The 17,369-nt window shown below is 72.3% G+C and carries 18 protein-coding genes and 1 tRNA gene; 11 read left to right on the top strand and 8 right to left on the bottom strand.

The window, feature by feature from the left end; all coding sequences use genetic code 11:
- The first annotated feature begins 58 nt into the window (after positions 1-58).
- From IEY93_RS27980 to IEY93_RS27960, 5 genes are all read left to right on the top strand, one after another.
- Positions 59-1,054, top strand: a complete 996-nt coding sequence (locus IEY93_RS27980; protein ID WP_189166128.1) for a LacI family DNA-binding transcriptional regulator — start codon at positions 59-61, stop codon at positions 1,052-1,054.
- Positions 1,055-1,213: 159 nt separating this feature from the next.
- Complete coding sequence (locus IEY93_RS27975) at positions 1,214-1,633, top strand: hypothetical protein (protein ID WP_189166127.1); 420 nt, start codon at positions 1,214-1,216, stop codon at positions 1,631-1,633.
- A gap of 284 nt (positions 1,634-1,917) precedes the next feature.
- On the top strand, positions 1,918-2,202 hold the full coding sequence (locus IEY93_RS27970; RefSeq protein ID WP_189166126.1) for a hypothetical protein: 285 nt from the start codon (positions 1,918-1,920) through the stop codon (positions 2,200-2,202).
- Positions 2,203-2,408: 206 nt separating this feature from the next.
- Positions 2,409-2,951, top strand: a complete 543-nt coding sequence (locus IEY93_RS27965) for an SRPBCC family protein (protein WP_189166125.1) — start codon at positions 2,409-2,411, stop codon at positions 2,949-2,951.
- A 135-nt stretch (positions 2,952-3,086) separates the two neighbouring features.
- Positions 3,087-3,968 (top strand): neutral zinc metallopeptidase, encoded by an 882-nt coding sequence (locus tag IEY93_RS27960; protein ID WP_189166124.1) that lies wholly within the window; start codon positions 3,087-3,089, stop codon positions 3,966-3,968.
- Here the strand turns inward: IEY93_RS27960 and IEY93_RS27955 are convergent.
- From IEY93_RS27955 to IEY93_RS27925, 7 genes are all read right to left on the bottom strand, one after another.
- The gene (locus tag IEY93_RS27955) at positions 3,961-4,881 is read right to left on the bottom strand and encodes a helix-turn-helix transcriptional regulator (protein WP_189166123.1); all 921 of its coding nucleotides are present in this window, start codon (positions 4,879-4,881) and stop codon (positions 3,961-3,963) included. The two genes, IEY93_RS27960 and IEY93_RS27955, sit on opposite strands and share 8 nt — an antisense overlap.
- Positions 4,882-4,938: 57 nt before the next feature.
- Positions 4,939-6,783, bottom strand: a complete 1,845-nt coding sequence (locus IEY93_RS27950; RefSeq protein WP_189166122.1) for a S9 family peptidase — start codon at positions 6,781-6,783, stop codon at positions 4,939-4,941.
- Positions 6,784-6,794: 11 nt separating this feature from the next.
- Complete coding sequence (locus IEY93_RS27945) at positions 6,795-8,240, bottom strand: NAD(P)/FAD-dependent oxidoreductase (protein ID WP_189166121.1); 1,446 nt, start codon at positions 8,238-8,240, stop codon at positions 6,795-6,797.
- Between the two features lie 64 nt (positions 8,241-8,304).
- Positions 8,305-8,583 carry a PqqD family protein gene (locus IEY93_RS27940; protein WP_189166120.1) on the bottom strand — a complete coding sequence of 93 codons (279 nt, stop codon included), beginning with the start codon at positions 8,581-8,583 and terminating at the stop codon, positions 8,305-8,307.
- Positions 8,584-8,596: 13 nt separating this feature from the next.
- Positions 8,597-10,057 carry a StsB family radical SAM/SPASM domain sactipeptide maturase gene (stsB, locus tag IEY93_RS27935; RefSeq protein WP_189166119.1) on the bottom strand — a complete coding sequence of 487 codons (1,461 nt, stop codon included), beginning with the start codon at positions 10,055-10,057 and terminating at the stop codon, positions 8,597-8,599.
- Between the two features lie 110 nt (positions 10,058-10,167).
- Complete coding sequence (locus IEY93_RS27930; RefSeq protein ID WP_189166118.1) at positions 10,168-10,434, bottom strand: StsA-related sactipeptide RiPP; 267 nt, start codon at positions 10,432-10,434, stop codon at positions 10,168-10,170.
- Between the two features lie 136 nt (positions 10,435-10,570).
- Positions 10,571-10,858 carry a LuxR C-terminal-related transcriptional regulator gene (locus IEY93_RS27925; protein ID WP_189166117.1) on the bottom strand — a complete coding sequence of 96 codons (288 nt, stop codon included), beginning with the start codon at positions 10,856-10,858 and terminating at the stop codon, positions 10,571-10,573.
- A 334-nt stretch (positions 10,859-11,192) separates the two neighbouring features.
- Between IEY93_RS27925 and IEY93_RS27920 the strand changes: the two genes are divergently transcribed.
- The 6 genes from IEY93_RS27920 to IEY93_RS27895 all read left to right on the top strand — a co-directional run bounded on the left by IEY93_RS27920 (position 11,193) and on the right by IEY93_RS27895 (position 17,211).
- Positions 11,193-11,465 carry a StsA-related sactipeptide RiPP gene (locus IEY93_RS27920; protein ID WP_189166116.1) on the top strand — a complete coding sequence of 91 codons (273 nt, stop codon included), beginning with the start codon at positions 11,193-11,195 and terminating at the stop codon, positions 11,463-11,465.
- Positions 11,466-11,639: 174 nt separating this feature from the next.
- Positions 11,640-12,587, top strand: coding sequence for an ABC transporter ATP-binding protein (locus IEY93_RS27915; RefSeq protein WP_189166115.1), 948 nt, complete (start codon positions 11,640-11,642; stop codon positions 12,585-12,587).
- 1 nt (position 12,588) lies between these two features.
- Positions 12,589-13,401, top strand: a complete 813-nt coding sequence (locus tag IEY93_RS27910; RefSeq protein WP_189166114.1) for an ABC transporter permease — start codon at positions 12,589-12,591, stop codon at positions 13,399-13,401.
- A 41-nt stretch (positions 13,402-13,442) separates the two neighbouring features.
- The gene (locus IEY93_RS27905; RefSeq protein WP_189166113.1) at positions 13,443-14,612 is read left to right on the top strand and encodes a YcaO-like family protein; all 1,170 of its coding nucleotides are present in this window, start codon (positions 13,443-13,445) and stop codon (positions 14,610-14,612) included.
- On the top strand, positions 14,612-15,928 hold the full coding sequence (locus IEY93_RS27900; protein ID WP_189166112.1) for a TfuA-like protein: 1,317 nt from the start codon (positions 14,612-14,614) through the stop codon (positions 15,926-15,928). Before IEY93_RS27905 ends, IEY93_RS27900 begins: the two co-directional genes overlap by 1 nt.
- Before the next feature lie 53 nt (positions 15,929-15,981).
- Positions 15,982-17,211, top strand: coding sequence for a cytochrome P450 family protein (locus tag IEY93_RS27895; protein ID WP_189166111.1), 1,230 nt, complete (start codon positions 15,982-15,984; stop codon positions 17,209-17,211).
- Between the two features lie 64 nt (positions 17,212-17,275).
- On the opposite strand, the gene IEY93_RS27890 is transcribed toward IEY93_RS27895, so the two are convergent.
- Positions 17,276-17,350: transfer RNA gene (locus IEY93_RS27890), tRNA-Val, on the bottom strand.
- Positions 17,351-17,369 lie beyond the last annotated feature (19 nt).

Below are 17,369 nucleotides of genomic sequence, written 5' to 3'. Positions count from 1 at the left end.
CGGAAACGAGCTGGTGGTACCGGAGTCGGCGTGGAACGATCATGTGGAGGTCAGTGGAATGAGGCGACCCACGCTCGAGGCCGTGGCCGCGCGGGCGGGGGTGTCCCGCGCCACGGTGTCCCGGGTGGTGAACGGGGGGACGACCGTCACCGCCGAGCTGCGTGAGGCGGTGATGCGGGCGATCGACGAGATGGGGTACGTCCCGAACCTCGCCGCGCGCAGCCTGGTCACCCAGCGGACCGACTCGATCGCGCTGGTGGTGTCCGAGCCGCCCACCCGGGTGTTCTCCGACGACCCGATGTTCTCCACGGTGATCCGCTCGGCCAGCGCCGAGCTGGAGGCCGCGGACAAGCAGGTGCTGCTCATGCTCGCCGGCACCCCCACCAGCCACGCCCGGGTCGAGCGCTACCTGACCGGCGGGCACGTCGACGGGGTCATGCTCATCTCGATGCACGGCGCCGACCCGCTGCCCGCGGCGATCAACCGCATGCGCGTTCCGGCCGTGTCGTACGGCCGGCCCGCCGTGAACGTCAACCTGCCCTATGTGGACGACGACAACGTGGGCGGGGCCGAGGCGGCCGTGCGCCACCTGCTCGACCGTGGGCGGCGGCGCATCGCCACCATCGCCGGCCCGCCGGACATGATCGCCGGCCAGGACCGCCTGGCCGGCTACCGGTCCGTGCTGCAGGGCTCCGACCGCCGGTCGATCGTGGCGATCGGCGACTTCACCCGGGGGTCGGGTGCCGTCGCCATGCGCCAGCTCCTGGAGGACGACCCCGCGCTGGACGCGGTGTTCGTGGCCAACGACCTGATGGCGATCGGCGCGCTCCAGGCGCTGCGCCAGGCGGGCCGGCGGGTGCCGGACGACGTGGCGGTGGTCGGCTTCGACGACATCGAGGCCGCCCGGTACACCGAGCCGCCGCTGACCACGGTCCGCCAGCCCTTCCGGGAGCAGGCCGCGGCCATGGTGGGACTGCTGCTGCGCCTGCTGGAGGGCGGCAGCGCCGAGCCGGTGATGCTGCCCACCGAGCTGGTGGTCCGCGAGTCGGCGTAACGCCCGGACAGGTCAGCGCGGATCCGTCCGGAGACGCTCGACCCGGTAACCCCTGGTCACGACCGGCCCGCCGTCATGGCGGGCCGGTCTTCTCCTGCCCGCCATCCGACAATCATCATAGTCTTGACAAAAAAAGTGTTCGGTACGTACCGTTGAGCCATGGTCGGACGGCAAGTGGAGGTTGATGCGGTGGAGCGTGGCTGGGACATGTATCTGCACACCCTGGACCAGTATCTGACCCATTTCCCTGGTCAGTTCGCGCTGGTGGTGTTCGCGGCGCGGGCGGCCGGTGGGGCGGAGCCGGCGTGGGAGGTGCTGGAGCGCGGGCTCGGGCTCTCCGGCAAGGTGGTGCAGGGTGACCGGGTGCGACTGACCCCGGAGGGGTTCGCGCCGATCGAGGGCGTGGCCGACTACGTGGCCCCCGGATTCCTCGGGGTGCGTACCGGCGATGGGCTGTACCGGTTCATCCTGAGCCAGGGCGACACGGTGGTGGTGGGGCACCACATCTTCGCCGACAAGATCGACCCGAGGAAGGTCGAGCAGGCCTGGCAGGACTGGCTCACCAAGATCTTCTTGTGAGGCCGCCCGGCGTCAGGGGACGGTGGCACCCGTACGGACCGGGGGGACCGGTCGAGCCGCCGTCCCGCAGCGGACGCCGGCAAAAGGGATCATTTGCAGGCCGGGCCGAAATGTGTGCCCAGGTGAAATGGAAAAAGAAATGCGGAAACCGGCATTCACGGCGAAACGTTCGTACGCGATCGTCCTGCACGCGCTCTCGGGTAGCATCGGCGGTACCATCGGCGTAGGCCGCTGCACCACGAGGATCCCGGGCACCACCTGGGACTGAACGAGGACGGGTGAGGATGCTGGTCGAGCTGACGATGCACCGCGCCGCCCCAACACGACCAACGGCCAATTCCCCTATCGACGGCATCCGGATATTGGCCCTGCTTCCCGACGAATGGCGTAAAGACCTGCGGCAGGCGAACGGTGGGATCGTCATCCGGGTCGACACCGAGGACGACACCACCAGTGACCAGATCAGGGCCACCGTCGCCGAGGTCCTGAAGGACCCGGCCATCAGCCACTGGGAGCTGAGCGCCTGCCAGACCCTCACGAAGGGGTCTCCGCCCGGCGACCCGTCGTGAGCCCGGCGGCCCGGCCGCGCCATCTGGCGCTCTGCGCGCGCCGCCGCGACAGCCCGCCGCCCGCGCGCGGGCGGTGACCCCAGAAACCCCCCTACCGACCCCGTGGCTTACGCCGGAGATGCAACATCCGTCCCGGTACGGCCGATAGTGACTGCAGAGGGGTGGCATCGGACGAAGGTGCCACGGGAGCTTCCGCGGAGGTCGGCATGAAGGACCAGGGCGCCACCGGAGCGCAGGCGGGCCTGGACGATCACGGAGTGACCGGGGCCCGGGTGGACCTCGAGGTCACCGTGGACGTTCCGCCGGAGCGTCTCTGGGAGCTGATCACCGCGGTCCCGCGCATCGGGGACTTCAGCCCCGAGTGCGAGCACGGCGCCTGGGTCGACCCCGGCGACGGCACGCTGCGCGAGGGCACCCGCTTCCAGGGGCGCAACCGCCGCCAGGGGCGCGTCTGGACGGTCACCTGCGTGGTCACCGAGCTGGAGGCGCCGAGCACGTTCGGCTGGCTGGTGCTCGACGCCGAGGGCGACCCCGAGCGGCCCTCGTCACGCTGGCACTACGAGCTGGTTCCCGGCGACGAGCCCGGCACGACCGTCGTGCGGCACAGCTTCGAGCACGGCCCGGGTTCCAGCGGGCTGCGCGAGATGATCCAGAACAACCCCGAGATCGCTCCGGTGATCCTCGATGTGCGCCTCAACGAGCTGCGCGAGCACATGATCGAGACGCTGGACAACATGGCCCGCGACTGACGGACGCGTCCCCGGCCGGTCACCACCGGGCGGCACCCGAGGGTGGGTGGCCGCCCGGGAAGCGGTCATTTCCCCGGACCTTCTGTCGTCGAATCCGGTGTCATTTGCCACTAATGGCGCATAAACTGCGCGATCATGCGCCCCCTCCCGCTGCTCCTGGTGACGTGTGCCGTCCTGGCGGGCTGCACGCGGGCGCCCGGCCCTCCTGCCGGTGACGTGACGCACTGGGCGGCCGCCGTCACCTCCCCTTCGCCTTCGCCTTCGCCTTCACCCTCGGCGTCCCGGGCGCCGCTGCGGGCGGAGGCGGCGAGGAATCTCTCCCCGCCGCAGGGCAGGGCGGCCGCGGTGGACAACCTGCTGTACGCGCTGACTCCGGGGCGGGTCACCTGCCGGCCGCCCGAGATCAGGACCGGCGACTGGAAATCGATGCGACGGTACCTGACGACCGTCTCCGCCTGCCTGGACCGGGTCTGGACTCGCCACTTCCAGCGCGCCCGGGTCTACTACCGGCCGCCGGAGCGGAGGTTCGTGCGGCAGCGGGTGCGCGACCGCGAGTGCGGCCTGATGCCGTCCAAGGGCGCCGACGGCACCTACTGCGACGCGACGCGGACCTATTACGTCATCGTCGCGGGGGAGGATCTGGTCCCGTGGGCCGAAGCGATCATGGCCGAGCTGGTCGCGCACGAGTACGCCCACCACGTCCAGAACATGTCCTACATCTCCGACTACTACCAGGAGGCGTACGACGTCGCCCGCGGCCGGGCGAGAGAGGATCTGCTCAGCAGGCGGATGGAACTGCAGGCCGAGTGCTTCGCCGGGGTCGCGCTGCACGCGATGCGCGCCGCCGTGCCGCCCTGGCACCGGTTCCGCGAGCAGTACACCGGCACGCTGGACGCCGCGTGGGTCCGCGACCACGGCCGGCTCGCCACCCAGTTGCGCTGGCTGGAACGGGGCTACCGCACCGGCCGTCCCGGCACCTGCGACACCTGGTCGCCCGCCGTCCGGCAGGTCACCTAGGCGCCGCGCCTCCCGGCGCACTCTCCCGCCCCGCCCTCGCCGAGGGCTCCCGGCCGGCTCCGGTGCCCGCGGCGCGGGCCCACTCGGCGAGCCGGCGCAGCTTCTCCTCCGCCGGTGAGCCGGGCGGCGCGGTGTAGAGGGTCAGGCGGATGCCGGGGTCGGCCTGCGGGCGGAGCGTCTCGTAGTTGAGGGTCATGACGCCGACCGCCTCGTGCCGCACCCGCTTGGGGCCGTGGGTGTGCTCGAAGACCCCGTGGTCGCCCCAGTGCCGGGCGAAGTGCTCGGAACGGGCGCTCAGCTCCCTGACCAGGGCCGTCAGGGTGGGGTCGCGGGCGTCGCGGCCGTGGGCGACGCGCAGGATGTACACCGCCTGGGTGGCGATCTCCTCCCAGTCGGGGTAGACCGCACGCGCCTTCGGATCCAGCAGGACCCACCGGGCCAGGTTCCGCTCGATGGGCGGCTTGCGGTCGAAGTCGTCGAACAGCACCGCGCCCATCCGGTTGATGCCGACCACCTCAAGGCGCGGGCCGTACAGCAGGGCCGGCACCGGGTCGAGTGCCTGGAGCGTGGCGTGCAGGGCGGGCCTGGCCCGCACGACCGCCCCGGCGGCCGGGCCGCGGCGGCCTGATCGGCCCGCCTCCGCCCTGACCAGGTCGGACAGGTGGCGCCGCTCCAGGCCGTCCAGCCGCAGGGCGTCCGCCACGGCGGTCAGCACCTGGTCGGAGACGTTGCCGGCCCGCCCCTGCTCCAGGCGCGTGTAGTAGTCGACGCTCACCCCGGCCAGCAGCGCGATCTCCTCCCGGCGCAGCCCGGCCACCCGGCGGCCGTCGCGCCAGGGCAGACCGACCTCCGGCGGCGTCAGGCGCGCCCGGCGCGAGGTGAGAAAGCTGCGCAACTGGCTCTGCTGGGACATCGCTCCCAGTATGCGCCCGACCCCCGGCCCCCCTGCCGGAGGGTGGAGGCGGGTCCGCTAGGCCAGGTGCTCGGCGAGGAAGCGCTCGACGGCGGCGTAGTAGCGCTCGCGGTTCTCCGGCCTGCCCAGGCCGTGGCCCTCGTCCTCGAACAGCAGGTACTCGTGCGGCAGGCCCTTGGCGCGCAGCGCGGCGACGATCTGCTCGGCCTCCTCGCGGGGCACCCGCACGTCGTTGGCCCCCTGGGCCACCAGCACCGGGATGGCGATGTCGTCCACCCGCGACAGCGGGGAGCGTTCCCACAACAGGTCGCGCTCGGTCTCGGGGTCGCCCACGTTGGCGTACATGAAGGACATCAGCGGCCGCCGGTAGGCCGGCCCGCCGTCGAGCAGGGTGAGCAGGTTGGACGGGCCGCACAGGTCGACCGCGCACCGGAACGCCCGGGGCGTGAACGCCGCGCCGGCCAGGGCGGCGTACCCGCCGTAGGAGCACCCCATGATCGCCACGCGGGCCGGGTCGATCGCACCGCCCGCGGCGAGGTGGCCGACGGCGTCGAGCAGATCGCTCTGCATGGCCCTGCCCCACTGCTTGGCCCCCAGGTTGAGGAACTCCTTGCCGTACCCGGCCGACCCGCGGAAGTTGACCTGCACGCAGGCGTAGCCGCGGTTGGCCAGCCACTGCGCCTCCTCGTCGAAGCACCACGAGTTGCGCGCCCACGGCCCGCCGTGCACGTTCACCACGGCGGGCAGATCCCGGCGCGCCACGCCGGCCGGCCAGGTGACGTAGCCGTGCACCTCGACCCCGTCGCGCGCGGTGAACGCGAAGGGCTCCATGCGGGCGAGGCGGTAGCCGCCCAGCCCGGGCTGGTGGTCGAAGACGAAGCGCAGGCCGCCGTCGAGCCGGTCGAAGGTGTAGAAGCTCACCGGCAGGTCCGAGGCCATCACGGTCACCGCCCAGCGCCGGCCGGAACGGTCGGACCGGTCGAGGGAGATCTCCCCGTCCACGCCGAGCAGCGCGAGCTCGGCGCGGAGCTGCTCGACCGCCTTGGCGTGGCCCTCGTCGAGGAACACCCGCTCCTCGCGGTCCTTGCCGAGCACGACCGCCTGCGGCACCCGCGTCTCGGGGTCCAGTTCGACCTGCTTGACGTCGTAGACCGGGTCTGCGGCGAGCAGTGTCCGCGTCCCGGTCGCGGCGTCCACCGCGAACAGGCGGGTGGCGTTCGCGCCGACCGACGACAGCAGGTAGAACGTGGCGCCGTCCCGGGAGTGGCCGGCGATGTGGGTGCCCATGACGTCCTCGCGCGGCACCTCCAGCCATGGCGCCGTCTCTCCGTCCGGCCCGGCCAGGTGGATGGTCTTGCTTCCGTCGGGGTTCATCGCGGTCCCGCCGCGAACCCGCAGGTCGGTGTCGATCTCCCAGGTCAGGTACCCCGGGTTCTCGGCGATCTTGGTGAGCTCACCGGTCGGCAGGTCCAGCCGGTACACGTCGTGCAGGTCGCGGCGGTCCCTGTTCAGCCCGACCAGCATGGTGTCCGGATGCCACCGGTTGTGCGCCAGGACGCGCGCCTGCACCCCCTCGAACGGGGTGACGCAGCGCTCCAGCCCGGAGTCCAGGTCGACCAGGTACAGCCGCCAGCTCTCGTCGCCGTCCTTGTCCCGCAGGTAGAACAGCGTGCGGTCGTCGTGGCAGAAGCCGCACGCCCGGATGCCGCGCCCCCGGTCGCGGGTCACCGGCCGCGCCTCGGCGGGCGCGTCGACCGGGCCCACCCACACGTTCATCACGCCCTCGTCGGGCGCGAGGTAGCGCAGGCGGGTGCCGTCCGGGGAGATCCCGAGCGCCGCGTAGGCCGGGTTGCCGAACAGCACGTCGCGGGGGATCAGCGGGACGGCTTGGGTGGTGGTCATCGGTACTCCCACTATGCGAGGGCCACGTGGTCGCCGGCCGCAGGTGAGCCGGGGTACGGCGCGCCGGCCGGCGCCGGGGCGGGCCTGGCACGCCACCATGCGGCCAGCCCGGGGTACTGCGCGATCGCCTGCTGGTCGGTGAGCGGTGGCTCGGCCCGCACCGGCGCCCCCCGGGACGGGTTAGGCCCGCCCGCCGCGGGCGGGGGGATCAGGGCGTGGGCGCGGAAGAAACCGGCCGCGAGCTCGGGGGTGCTCAGCGCCGCGCGGGCCATGTGCTCGCGCACCCGGCGCTCGAACGCGGTCGCCTCCCGCCGCGCGGGCCCCGCGCGGTGGCCGGGCCCGGCGTCCCCGGTCGCCATCCGCCACGACCACTCCGCCTCGGCCGCCACGGCCTCCCGCAACTCCTGGGCGGCGGACGGCGCGATCTTGCCGTGCCGCGTCAGCTCCTCCTCCAGCCTGAGCGCGCTGAGCGCGGCGACCGACATCCCGTGCGAGTGGACGGGATTCAGCGCCACGACCGCGTCGCCGACGGCCAGGAAGCCGTCCGGCAGGCGCGCCCGCTCGAAGAACCGCCTGCGGTCGGCGGTGTCCCGGTACGGCCGCACCGGGCCGTCGGGCTCGGCCGCCGCCATGAGCTCGGCCACGATCGGGCTGCGCAGGCCGCGGGCGAAGTCGGCGAAGGCCCGCTCGCCGGTCGGCGGCTCGCCGCCCCGGGTGCCGGTCAGGGTGACGACCCACCGGCCGTCCTCGATCGGGTACACCGTCGCCCCCTGGGCGGGCCGCCCGGCCGTGGGGGCGGGGTGCAGCATGACCGCCGGAATCGCGGCGGCCAGGCCCGCGGGAGCCCGGTAGAGCCGGGTGGCGTAGGCGAGGCCCGAGGACAGGAGGGCCTCCTCGACCTCGGGCGCGCCGAGATCGGCCAGCCAGCGGGGCGCCCTGGACCGGCGGCCGGTCGCGTCGACGACCAGGTCCGCCTCGATCGTCTCCTCCGGCCCGTCCCCGCGCCGCACCGACACGCCGGTGACCCGGGCCGCGTCTCCGGTCAGCCCGAGCGCCCGCGTGCCCTGCAGGACCGTGACGGCGCCCCCGCCGAGCGCCCGCCGCCGCACCACAGCGTCCAGCAGTCCGCGGCTGCACGAGATGAGGTAGGCCTCGGTGTCGTGGCGGTGGTACCACCCATCAGAGGTGAGGATCAGCGTGCCATCGGACAGGCCGCGCCGGTGGGCGCCCCGCTCGGACAGCTCACGCAGGGTGCCGGGGAGCAGCGCCTCCAGGGCCCGCGCCCCGCCGGTCACCAGCACGTGGGTGTGCCTTGCCTGGGGCAGTCCCCGGCGCGGGCCCGCGCCGGCGGGATAGCGGTCGCCTTCGACCAGGACGACCCGGTCGGCGTGCCGGGCGAGCACGGCGGCCGTCAGCGTTCCGGCGAACCCCCCGCCGAGGACGACGACCGTGGTCATCGACGCGCGGCGGGCGGGCGGCCCGGCCGGACGGGGGCGCGCGGCGCCCCCTCGCCCGGGTTCGTCACGAAAGGTGCTCTTCGATGAGGCCGTCCTTGACCAGGGCGCTGATGAACTCGTCCACGTCGGTCAGGATGCGTTTGAGCATCGCGGTGTTGCTGCCGGCGAACTCGCCCGAGAGTTCGCTGACGACCGGTTCGCGTTCGCCGTTGTCGGCGACGAGCATCCAGATGCGCGAGCCCGACTCGTTCAGCGTGCGGAAGTCGCCGGTCTCGGTGTGGTACAGCGAGACGCCCTCCGCGGTCTCCTGCCACACCACGGCGTCACTGATCCGGAGCGACATGCTCCACCTCCTGTCATACCGGGGTGATGGAAAGAAGTTCGCCGACCTTGATCGCCTTGGGCGAGTCGGGCACGTAGCCCTTCCAGTCGTCGAACACGGGGTGAACCTCGTCGTCGCGGACCAGCCGCGGGACGGTCATCTCCAGGTCCTTCTCGGCCAGCTCGGCGTTGCCGAAGCCCGCCTCCCGCCACAGCTGGGTGACGACGCCGTGGCGCAGGATGCGGCACCAGTGGCGGCTGTTGCGCTGCAGGTCGCCCGACTGTGCCATGTGGGCGGCGCGGCATCCGCCGCCGCAGGACGGCTTGATGTAGCACTTCGCGCAGTCGGCGTGGTAGTCCCCGCCGTACACGGTGCTGCGCCGCATGGCGCTCAGCACGGGGGCGGCGAAGATCTCCGCCAGTGGCCGCTCGCGGACGTTGCCGGCGTACTGCGCCCTGCCGGTGATGAGCTTGCACGGGTAGACGTCGCCGAGCGAGTTGACGTAGATCTCGTTGCCGCCCATCCCGCAGTTGCCCTTGATCGAGCACGGCGAGACGATGCGCGGCCCGTCCGGCTTCAGCTTCCCGGCGACCGGCGAGGTCCACACGATCTGCTGGATCCGCAGGTGGTCCTCGAAGCCGAAGCCGTACTCGTCGTCCACGCCCCGGCCCAGGTCGTTGTGGTACATCAGCCGGACGCTGTGCACCTCGAGCCCCTTGACGAAGGTGGCGAACTGCTCCAGCTCCTCCACGTTGTCGGAGGTGACGATGTGGTTGATCGCCGGCACCACGCCGGCGTCGTTGAGCAGCTGGATGGCGCGGTGGGTCCGGGCGAAGGACCCGGCGCCCCGGGTGCGGTCGTGCGACTCCGCCGTGCCGCCGTCCAGGCTGATGGTGACGGCGTTGAACAGCTCGGCGAACCGCCGCGCGGTCGCCGGGGTGCGGATCATCGTGGCGTTGGTGATGACGTTGGACTTCAGGCCGCTGCGGTTGGCGTGCTCGGCGATCTGGAACAGGTCCTTGCGCAGCATCGGCTCGCCGCCGGTGAACACGATCAGGTCGGCCCCGAAATCGGCGATCTGGGAGACCAGGCCGAGGGACTCCTCGGTGTTCAGCTCGCCGGGAAGGCACTTCTCGGAGGACGCGTAGCAGTAGGGGCACCGGAGGTTGCACCCGTCGGTGATGGCGTAGTACGCCGTGCGGAGCGGCGCCTCCTGGATCCTGATCTCCGGGCGGTTGCCGTTGTAGTAGACCACCCAGTTCAGGATGAGCTTGGCGAGGGTCCGCTCGGTCTCCACCGTCTCGGGCAGGGGCGCCGGCCCGCCGTCGGCTCCGGGACGTGCCAGGGCCGTGAGGACGGCGAACTCCCGGGGGCCGAGCAGGCACCTGCCACCCGAGTGCGGGTTGACCACCAGGCGGTCCTCGTCGTGCACGAAGTAGGTGAGGTCGTTCGGCACCTCGAACAGCGAGCGGTTTCTGGCCAGCATCGCAGGCATCCGGTCTCCCTTCGCGCCCTTCAGCCGCGGGTGCGGGCCCCGGGTCCTCCTCCGCGGTCCGCGCGGGACGGGGGAGCCGGACGCCGGGGCCGCACCACCGGCTGCCGGGACTAGTTCTGTCCCGCTCCCGACCACAGCCCGCACGCGCACAGCATCGCGGGCTCGAAGCCGTGCTGCGCGGCCTCGGGCCTGCTCCACTGCACGCCCGCCGAGTGCGCGAGCACCTCGGGCAGCATCGCGGGAATGCGGTTCTTCAGCGCGATCAGCAGATTGGTTTCCTCTTCGGACAGGGTGGCGAAGGCCCCCTGCAGTTCCTCGGCCACCGGGCCGCCCAGAATTCCGGCCTCACGCAGTGCTTCCCGCGGGTCGAAGGCCATTGCCGCCACCTCTCTGATTGACCGGGGATGGGTCGCAGATCGAGTATGAACTCGCCTTGACCGAGTGCGGCAACCCCACGAACGTGGGGCCATTTCACGGCCGTTCACGCCGGTGGTCACGCGCTTTTTCCGACAATCAGCTACGGGACAATTCCGCCTTCACGTGCGGGTCGATCCGGCCGGCCGCGGCGGCGCAGGGCGGCCAGCTTCCGGCGTGCAGGAGCTCGTGGACGTAGGAATAGGCCACGAGCTCACTGCGGTTGCTGCAGCCGAACCTGTCGAGCAGTTTGCTGATCCGCTCGGCGATGGTGTACCTGCTCAGGCGCATCTCGCGCGCGATTCTCGCTGTCGTGTGCCCCCTGGCCAGCATGACGATCAACAGCCTGTCGCGATCATCGATCAGGCCGTCGGAAACCTGTTTCATACGTCGTCCCGGATCGAATGCGTTGCCCGGAGGCGTCCTGATGGAATCGCCATGCCGGTACGCTAGGAGCGTTCGCTTAACCATCGGTATGGACCAACCATGTGCCCGGTTGATCCCCAGGTCCGGGCCGTCGGCCGTGATTGATCGCCTCATGCCGGGCCGGGCGCCGCGCATGTGACGGGCGGCCGAATCACGTGGGTCCGTCCCGGCCGGCCCGATTATCGGGCCGATAATCCTGCCCGGTCGCCCACGTTCGTGGGGTTGTGCGGGCCGCCTGGGGCGCGTTCATACTCGGATCGCATCCCCATTTCCGCCCTAAAAGGAAGGTGGCGGCATGGCCTTCGATCCCAAGGAAGCCCTCCGGGCGGCCGGAATTCTCGGCGACCCGGTGGCCCCGGCACTCGAGGAGGCGTTCGCCTCCCTGAGTGAAGAGGAAACGAACCTGCTCATCACGCTCAACAGCCGTGCTCCCGCGGTCGTGCCCGAGGTGCTCGCCCACATGGCGAGCGCACAGTGGGACGCTCCGGAGGCGACCCAGCACGGCTTCGAAGCCGCCATGCTGTGCGCCTGCGGGCTCTGGTCCGGGTCGGGCAACGCCCAGAACTGACCCCCGGGTGCGGCCTCCGGGGCCCGCCCGCCGGGCGAACCAGCCCGGCGCGGGCTCCCGGGGACGCATCCATGGCCTGGGCGTGCGGACGGACCGGACCACCGGAGCGCGCCGCCCGCCCGGGCCATGAGCACGATTCGGACCGGGAAGGTCGCTGCGGAAGAAGTGAGAGACATGGCCGTGTCGAGCGACGTGGTGACGGCGGAACAACTGACCAAACGGTACCGGGGCAAGCAGACCCCCGCCGTCGACGGCGTCTCCTTCGAGATCGCCCGGGGAGAGACCATCGGGCTGCTCGGGCCGAACGGCGCCGGCAAGACGACACTGATCAAGATGATCTGCGGGGTCACGGCCCCCACCTCGGGACGGATCCGCGTCTTCGACGCCGACCCCGTGCGCCAGCCGGTCCTGGCCAAGAGTCACATCGGCGCGATGCACCAGAGCGGGCCGTTCGACATGATGCTGCCCGCGATCGACAACCTGCGCATCGCGGCGCGGTTCCGCGGCCTGCGCTGGCGCGACGTCGCGCCCTGGTCGCTGGAGGTGGCCGAGTACCTCGGCCTGAAGGACGTGCTGTCGCAGTTCTGCTTCCAGCTGTCCGGCGGGCAGCGGCAGCGGCTGCAGATGGTGCGGGCGCTGATCACCATCCCCCGGTTGCTGATCCTCGACGAGCCCTCGGCCGGCCTGGACGTGTCCGGCCGGCACCAGGTCGAGCGGTTCGTGACCTGGCTGCGCGAGGAGCACGGGGTGACCGTGCTGTGGACCAGCCACCACATCGACGAGCTGGAGCGCAACAGCCAGCGGGTCATGGTGGTCGACCACGGGCGGGTGCTGCGCTTCGCCAAGCCGCGCGAGCTGGTCGAGGAGTTCGGCACCACCCACATGCTGGTGACCGTGGACGACCCCGAGGCGAGCCGCGCCGTGGCGGGCTGGGCGGAGCAGGCCGGCTTCGCGGCCACCGCCGAGGACACCCAGGTGCACGTGCACGGCGCCCAGGTGCGCGACGTGCTGCCGGAGCTGTCCCGCTACTGCCAGGACAACGCCGTCGCCATCACCGGGATCTCGACCGCACTGGACTCGCTGGAGAAGGTCTTCCTGCGCATGACCGAGGAGGCCGCCTGACATGAGCGCCGAACTGACCTTCACCCACACCGCCCCGGCCGCGACCGCCAGGGCGGCCGACCTGTTCGCCGTGCTCTACCGCGAGTACGCCCTGCTGGCCCGCAACCGGATCAACCTGGTGCTCAGCCTCACGCCGATGATGGTGTACCTGCTGCTGGTCAACACCTCGCTCGGCGACCTCGTCGGCGTCATCGACTACAAGGGCGCGCGGCTGCCGTTCGCGATCTTCCTGCTGCCCATGGTGCTGGCGATGTCGGTCGTCAGCGCGGCCGGCACCTCCGGCATGGCGCTGTTCCAGGAGGAGCTGAGCGGGGTGTCGACCCAGTTGTGGTCCTGGCCGCTGCGCCGGTCGCGGTTCCTGCTCGGCAAGCTGCTCGCCGGGGTGTCGCTGGTGCTCGGGCAGAGCCTGGTGGCGCTCGGGGTCGCCGTGCTGATCTTCGACTTCCCCTTCGACGCGCAGGGCTGGCTCGGACTGCTGGTGGCGCTCACGCTGGCCTCGGTGGCCATCAACGGGCTGTACCTGGCGGCCGCGATCACGATCAGGGACTTCCAGACCTTCATGGTGCTGACCAACGTGTCGCTGCTCGTCCTGGTCTTCAGCGCCCCCTCGATGTACACCGTGGACAACATGCCCCTGGTGCTGCAGTGGGTGTCGGTGGTCAACCCGCTGACCTACGCGATCAACGGCATGCGGGACGCCGCGGTCTTCGGTTTCGCCGACGCCTGGCCGGACCTGCTGGTGCTGACCGGCATCGCCGCGGCTGGCTACGCCGTGGCCGGCCGTGCCCTGCTGAACCGCGCGAGCAACATCTGACCCCCGATCGCCGTACTGGCCCGTGGACGACGGCAAGGACTATGCAGACTGACACCTCCTCCCTTTCGGGGATCTTCGCGAGATCCGACCAGGCCAAGGTCCGGCTGCCGGGCACCGACCGCGCCGTGGACCCCGCGACCACGCTGGCGATGGCCGGCCGCGCGGCGCGCGCGGTCGGGGTCACCCGGGTCGCCGACATCACCCGGCTGGACACCATCGGGATCCCGACCTACCAGGCGGTCCGCCCGGCGTCCCGGACGCTCGCGGTGTCGCAGGGCAAGGGGATCACCCCCGAGCTGGCGAAACTGTCGGCCATCATGGAGTCCGTCGAGCTGTGGCACGTGGAGCGGCCGCTTCCGGCCGGTACGACGGCGAGCATCCGCGAGCTCGGCGACCGGCTGGGGTACGACGTCCACGCTCTGGCAGCGTGCGCGCCGAGCGTGCTCCACGACGGGCTGCCGCTCGGCTGGGTCCCCGCCCGCTCCCTGGTCGACGGCGCCGCGACGCTCGTCCCCCGCGACACCGTGGCGCTCACGCTCGACGTGCGCGAGGGGTGGAACCCGCCGGTGTTCCTGTCCTCGACCAACGGCCTGGCCAGCGGGAACACCCTGGTCGAGGCCATCTTGCACGCGCTGTACGAAGTGATCGAACGCGACGCGATGACCGCGGCGCTGCACGCCGGCGGCGAGATGGGCGTCCGCGCCGACCCGGCCACGCTCGGCTCGCCGGTGGCCGACGGGCTGTGCGAGACGATCGACCGGGCCGGGGTCCGCCTGGAGGTCAGGTCGGTGCCGTCGCCCACCGGGCTGCCGTGCTTCCTCGCCCGGATCACCTGCGACGACTACCCGCCGGCGTTCTTCGGGTTCGGCTGCCACCTCAGCTCCGAGATCGCGCTCACCCGGGCGATCACCGAGGCCGCGCAGACCAGGCTGAGCTACGTCTCCGGCGCCCGGGACGACCTGTGGTCGGACTTCAACGACGACCAGGGCAAGCCTCCCGCGCGGCCCGCGCCGATCACCGGGCCCGGCGCGCCGATCACGCCCTGCCACGCCCACGCCACCCTGGCCGACGACCTGGAGGACGTGGTCAAGCGGGCCGCGGTCGCCTTCTCCCACCCGCCCCTGATGGTCGACCTGACCGACGACGTCATCGGCGTCCCGGTCGTCAAGGTGATCGCCCCGGGCAGCCGCGTCAGCCCGGAGGTGATGTAGTGAGCCCGCGCAAGGTGGTCGTCTACGCCGGCCCGACGATCTCGGCCGGCGAGGTGCACGACCTGGTGCCGCAGGCCGAGGTGCGCCCGCCCGTCGCCCGCGGCGACCTGTTCGCCGAGGACTTCGCCCCCGGTGACACCGCCGTCATCATCGACGGCTACTACCGGGAGCGGCTGTCGGTGGGGCACAAGGAGATCCTGCGGCTGCTGCAGGAGGGCGTCGAGGTCATCGGCGCCGCCAGCATGGGCGCGCTGCGCGCGGCCGAGCTCCACCCGTACGGCATGCGCGGTGTCGGCGAGGTGTTCGGCATGTACGCCACCGGTGTGGTCGACGGCGACGACGAGGTCGCCGTGCTGCACGGCCCCGCCGCCATGGGGTACCGCGCGAGCACCGTGGCGATGGTCAACATCCGCTACGGCTGCCGCGAGGGCGCGCGGGCGGAGCTGCTGCCCGCGGACGCCGCGGAGCGCATCGTCGCCGAGGCCAAGGCGCGGCCGTTCACCCATCGCACCTGGCAGGAGATGGAGCAGGCCCTGGGCCCGGACGCCGGCGGCCCGCTGCGCACCCTGCAGCGGAAGATCGGCACGGGGGAGTGGGACGTCAAGCGGCTGGACGCGATGACCGCGCTCAGAGCCGCCGCCGGGCAGCCGGCCGCCGCGCCCGCGGCTCCGCCCGCCGGTGCGGGGCTGACCGGCCTCACCCGCGACGAGGCGCTGCGCCGCAGGTCCAGGCGGGAGTACGCGCCCGGCCGGTGGATGTCCGACCTCGACGCCCTGAACGCCGGCCGGCTGTTCGACCCCGGCTACCCCGCGCTGCACGAGGAGGTCCTCACCGGCCTGCTGCGCGGCTTCGCCGCCGCCCAGGGCCTGGACCTCTCCGCGTACGCGCACGCCACGCTCGGTGTCGGGGACGGTGAAGTCCTGCCGCCCGGCCTTGCCGCATGGCTCACCGCGGAGGAGTCGGCCACGCTGCCCACCGCCGACCGGCTCCGGCTGGTCATGGTGCGGGTCTGGCCGGTCTGGCAGTCGGCCGACTGGCGGCCCGCCCTGCTGGAGCACGTGGAAGGCACCGGGCGCTGGGCGCAATGGTGCGAGCTGGTCGCCGGCGCCGACGAGGCGGCCGAACGCAGCCGCGGCCGGCTGGTCCTCCCGCCGCCCGAGCTGTGCGGCCGCATCTTCATGCGCCACTGGCGGCGGCCGGGCGCGCAGGCGGAGGTCGAGCTCGCCCGGCGCGGCTTCTTCGCCGCGGAGGAGCTCGGACGGGTCGCCCGGCGGTTCTTCGCCCTGGACGTCCAGCGCGGCCGCGGATCCGGCTGAGCCCGGCCGCCCCTTCGGACACGTCCCGACGGCACGGTGAGGAGAGAGAGGCCATGACCGCGATCGCGCAGGAGCAGGCGTTCGACCCGGCGGACCCGCTGCACGTTCCCGACCCGCACCCGCTCTTCCACCGGATGCGGGAGCAGGCGCCCGTCTACCGCCAGGTCGCCCCGAACAGCGGCCGGGTCTTCTGGTTCCTCACCCGGTACGCGGACGTGCAGCGCGCCCTGCTCGACCCCGGCATCGGACGCCAGCTCGACCGGCTGCCCGAGGAACTCGCCGCCCCGCACCGCAGGTGGGAGAACGACGCGCTGGCGATGGTGCGGCGCAACGTCTTCAACCTCGACCCGCCCGACCACACCCGGCTGCGCCGGCTGATCACGCCGGCCTTCGGCGCCCGGGCCGTGGCGGAGCTGGAGCGGAGCGTCGGACGGGTCGTCGGCGACCTGGCCGACGGCATGGCCGCCACGGCGGCCGCGGGCGGCGAGCCCGACGTGATCGAGGCGCTGGCGCTCCCGCTGCCGATCCTCGTCGTCGCCGACCTGTTCGGCTTCCCGGCCGAGGACCGTGCGCTGTTCCGCCGCTGGAGCGACGAGATGGTCGCCGGTCGCAACGGGCTGGAGACGCGCCGCTCGGGGATGAAGTTCGTCGCCTACATCACCCGGAAGATCGCCGAGCGGCGTGACCGGCCGGGCGGCGACCTGCTGTCCCAGCTCGCCGAGGCGGAGGCCGCCGGCGGGATCACCCGGTACGAGCTGATCTCCAGCGTGTTCCAGCTGCTGTTCGCCGGCGACGAGACGACGGTCAACCTGATCGGCATCGGGGTGCTGGAACTGCTCCGCCACCCCGGCCAGCTCGCCCGGCTGCGCGCCCACCCCGAGCTGATCGGCCCGGCCGTGGAGGAGGTCCTGCGGTACAACGGCCCCGTCGGGCACTCCCGGCCGCTGTTCGCGCTGGACGACGTGGACTTCGGCGACGCGGTCGTCCCGCGCGGCGACATCATCGTCCCCGTGCTGCTGGCCGCGGGCCGGGACCCGGCGGTGTTCCCCCGGCCGGACCTCTTCGACATCGCCCGCAGCCCGAACCGCCACCTGGGCTTCGGCCACGGCATCCACTTCTGCCTCGGCGCGGCCCTGGCCCGCGTGCAGGCCCGCGCCGCCATCGGCACGCTCGTGCGCCGCTTCCCGGACATGAACCTGGCGGCCGACCCGGCCACGCTGGAGTGGACGGACGATCTGTTCCTCCGCGGGCCCCGCCGCCTCCCGCTCCGCCTGCTCGGCTGACCGGCGGGGGAGGGGCACGGGTGGGAAACGAAAGATCCCCAGGCCGTCGGCCTGGGGATCTCGATGGTGGGCGATACTGGGATTGAACCAGTGGCCTCTACCGTGTCAAGGTAGCGCTCTCCCACTGAGCTAATCGCCCTCGGTGCGATCGTCGCACA

The sequence above is a fragment of the Sphaerisporangium melleum genome, assembly GCF_014646695.1.
Lineage (GTDB): Bacteria > Actinomycetota > Actinomycetes > Streptosporangiales > Streptosporangiaceae > Sphaerisporangium > Sphaerisporangium melleum.
Note: the sequence above shows the minus strand (reverse complement) of the source record. Positions and strands in the feature narration are given on the sequence as shown.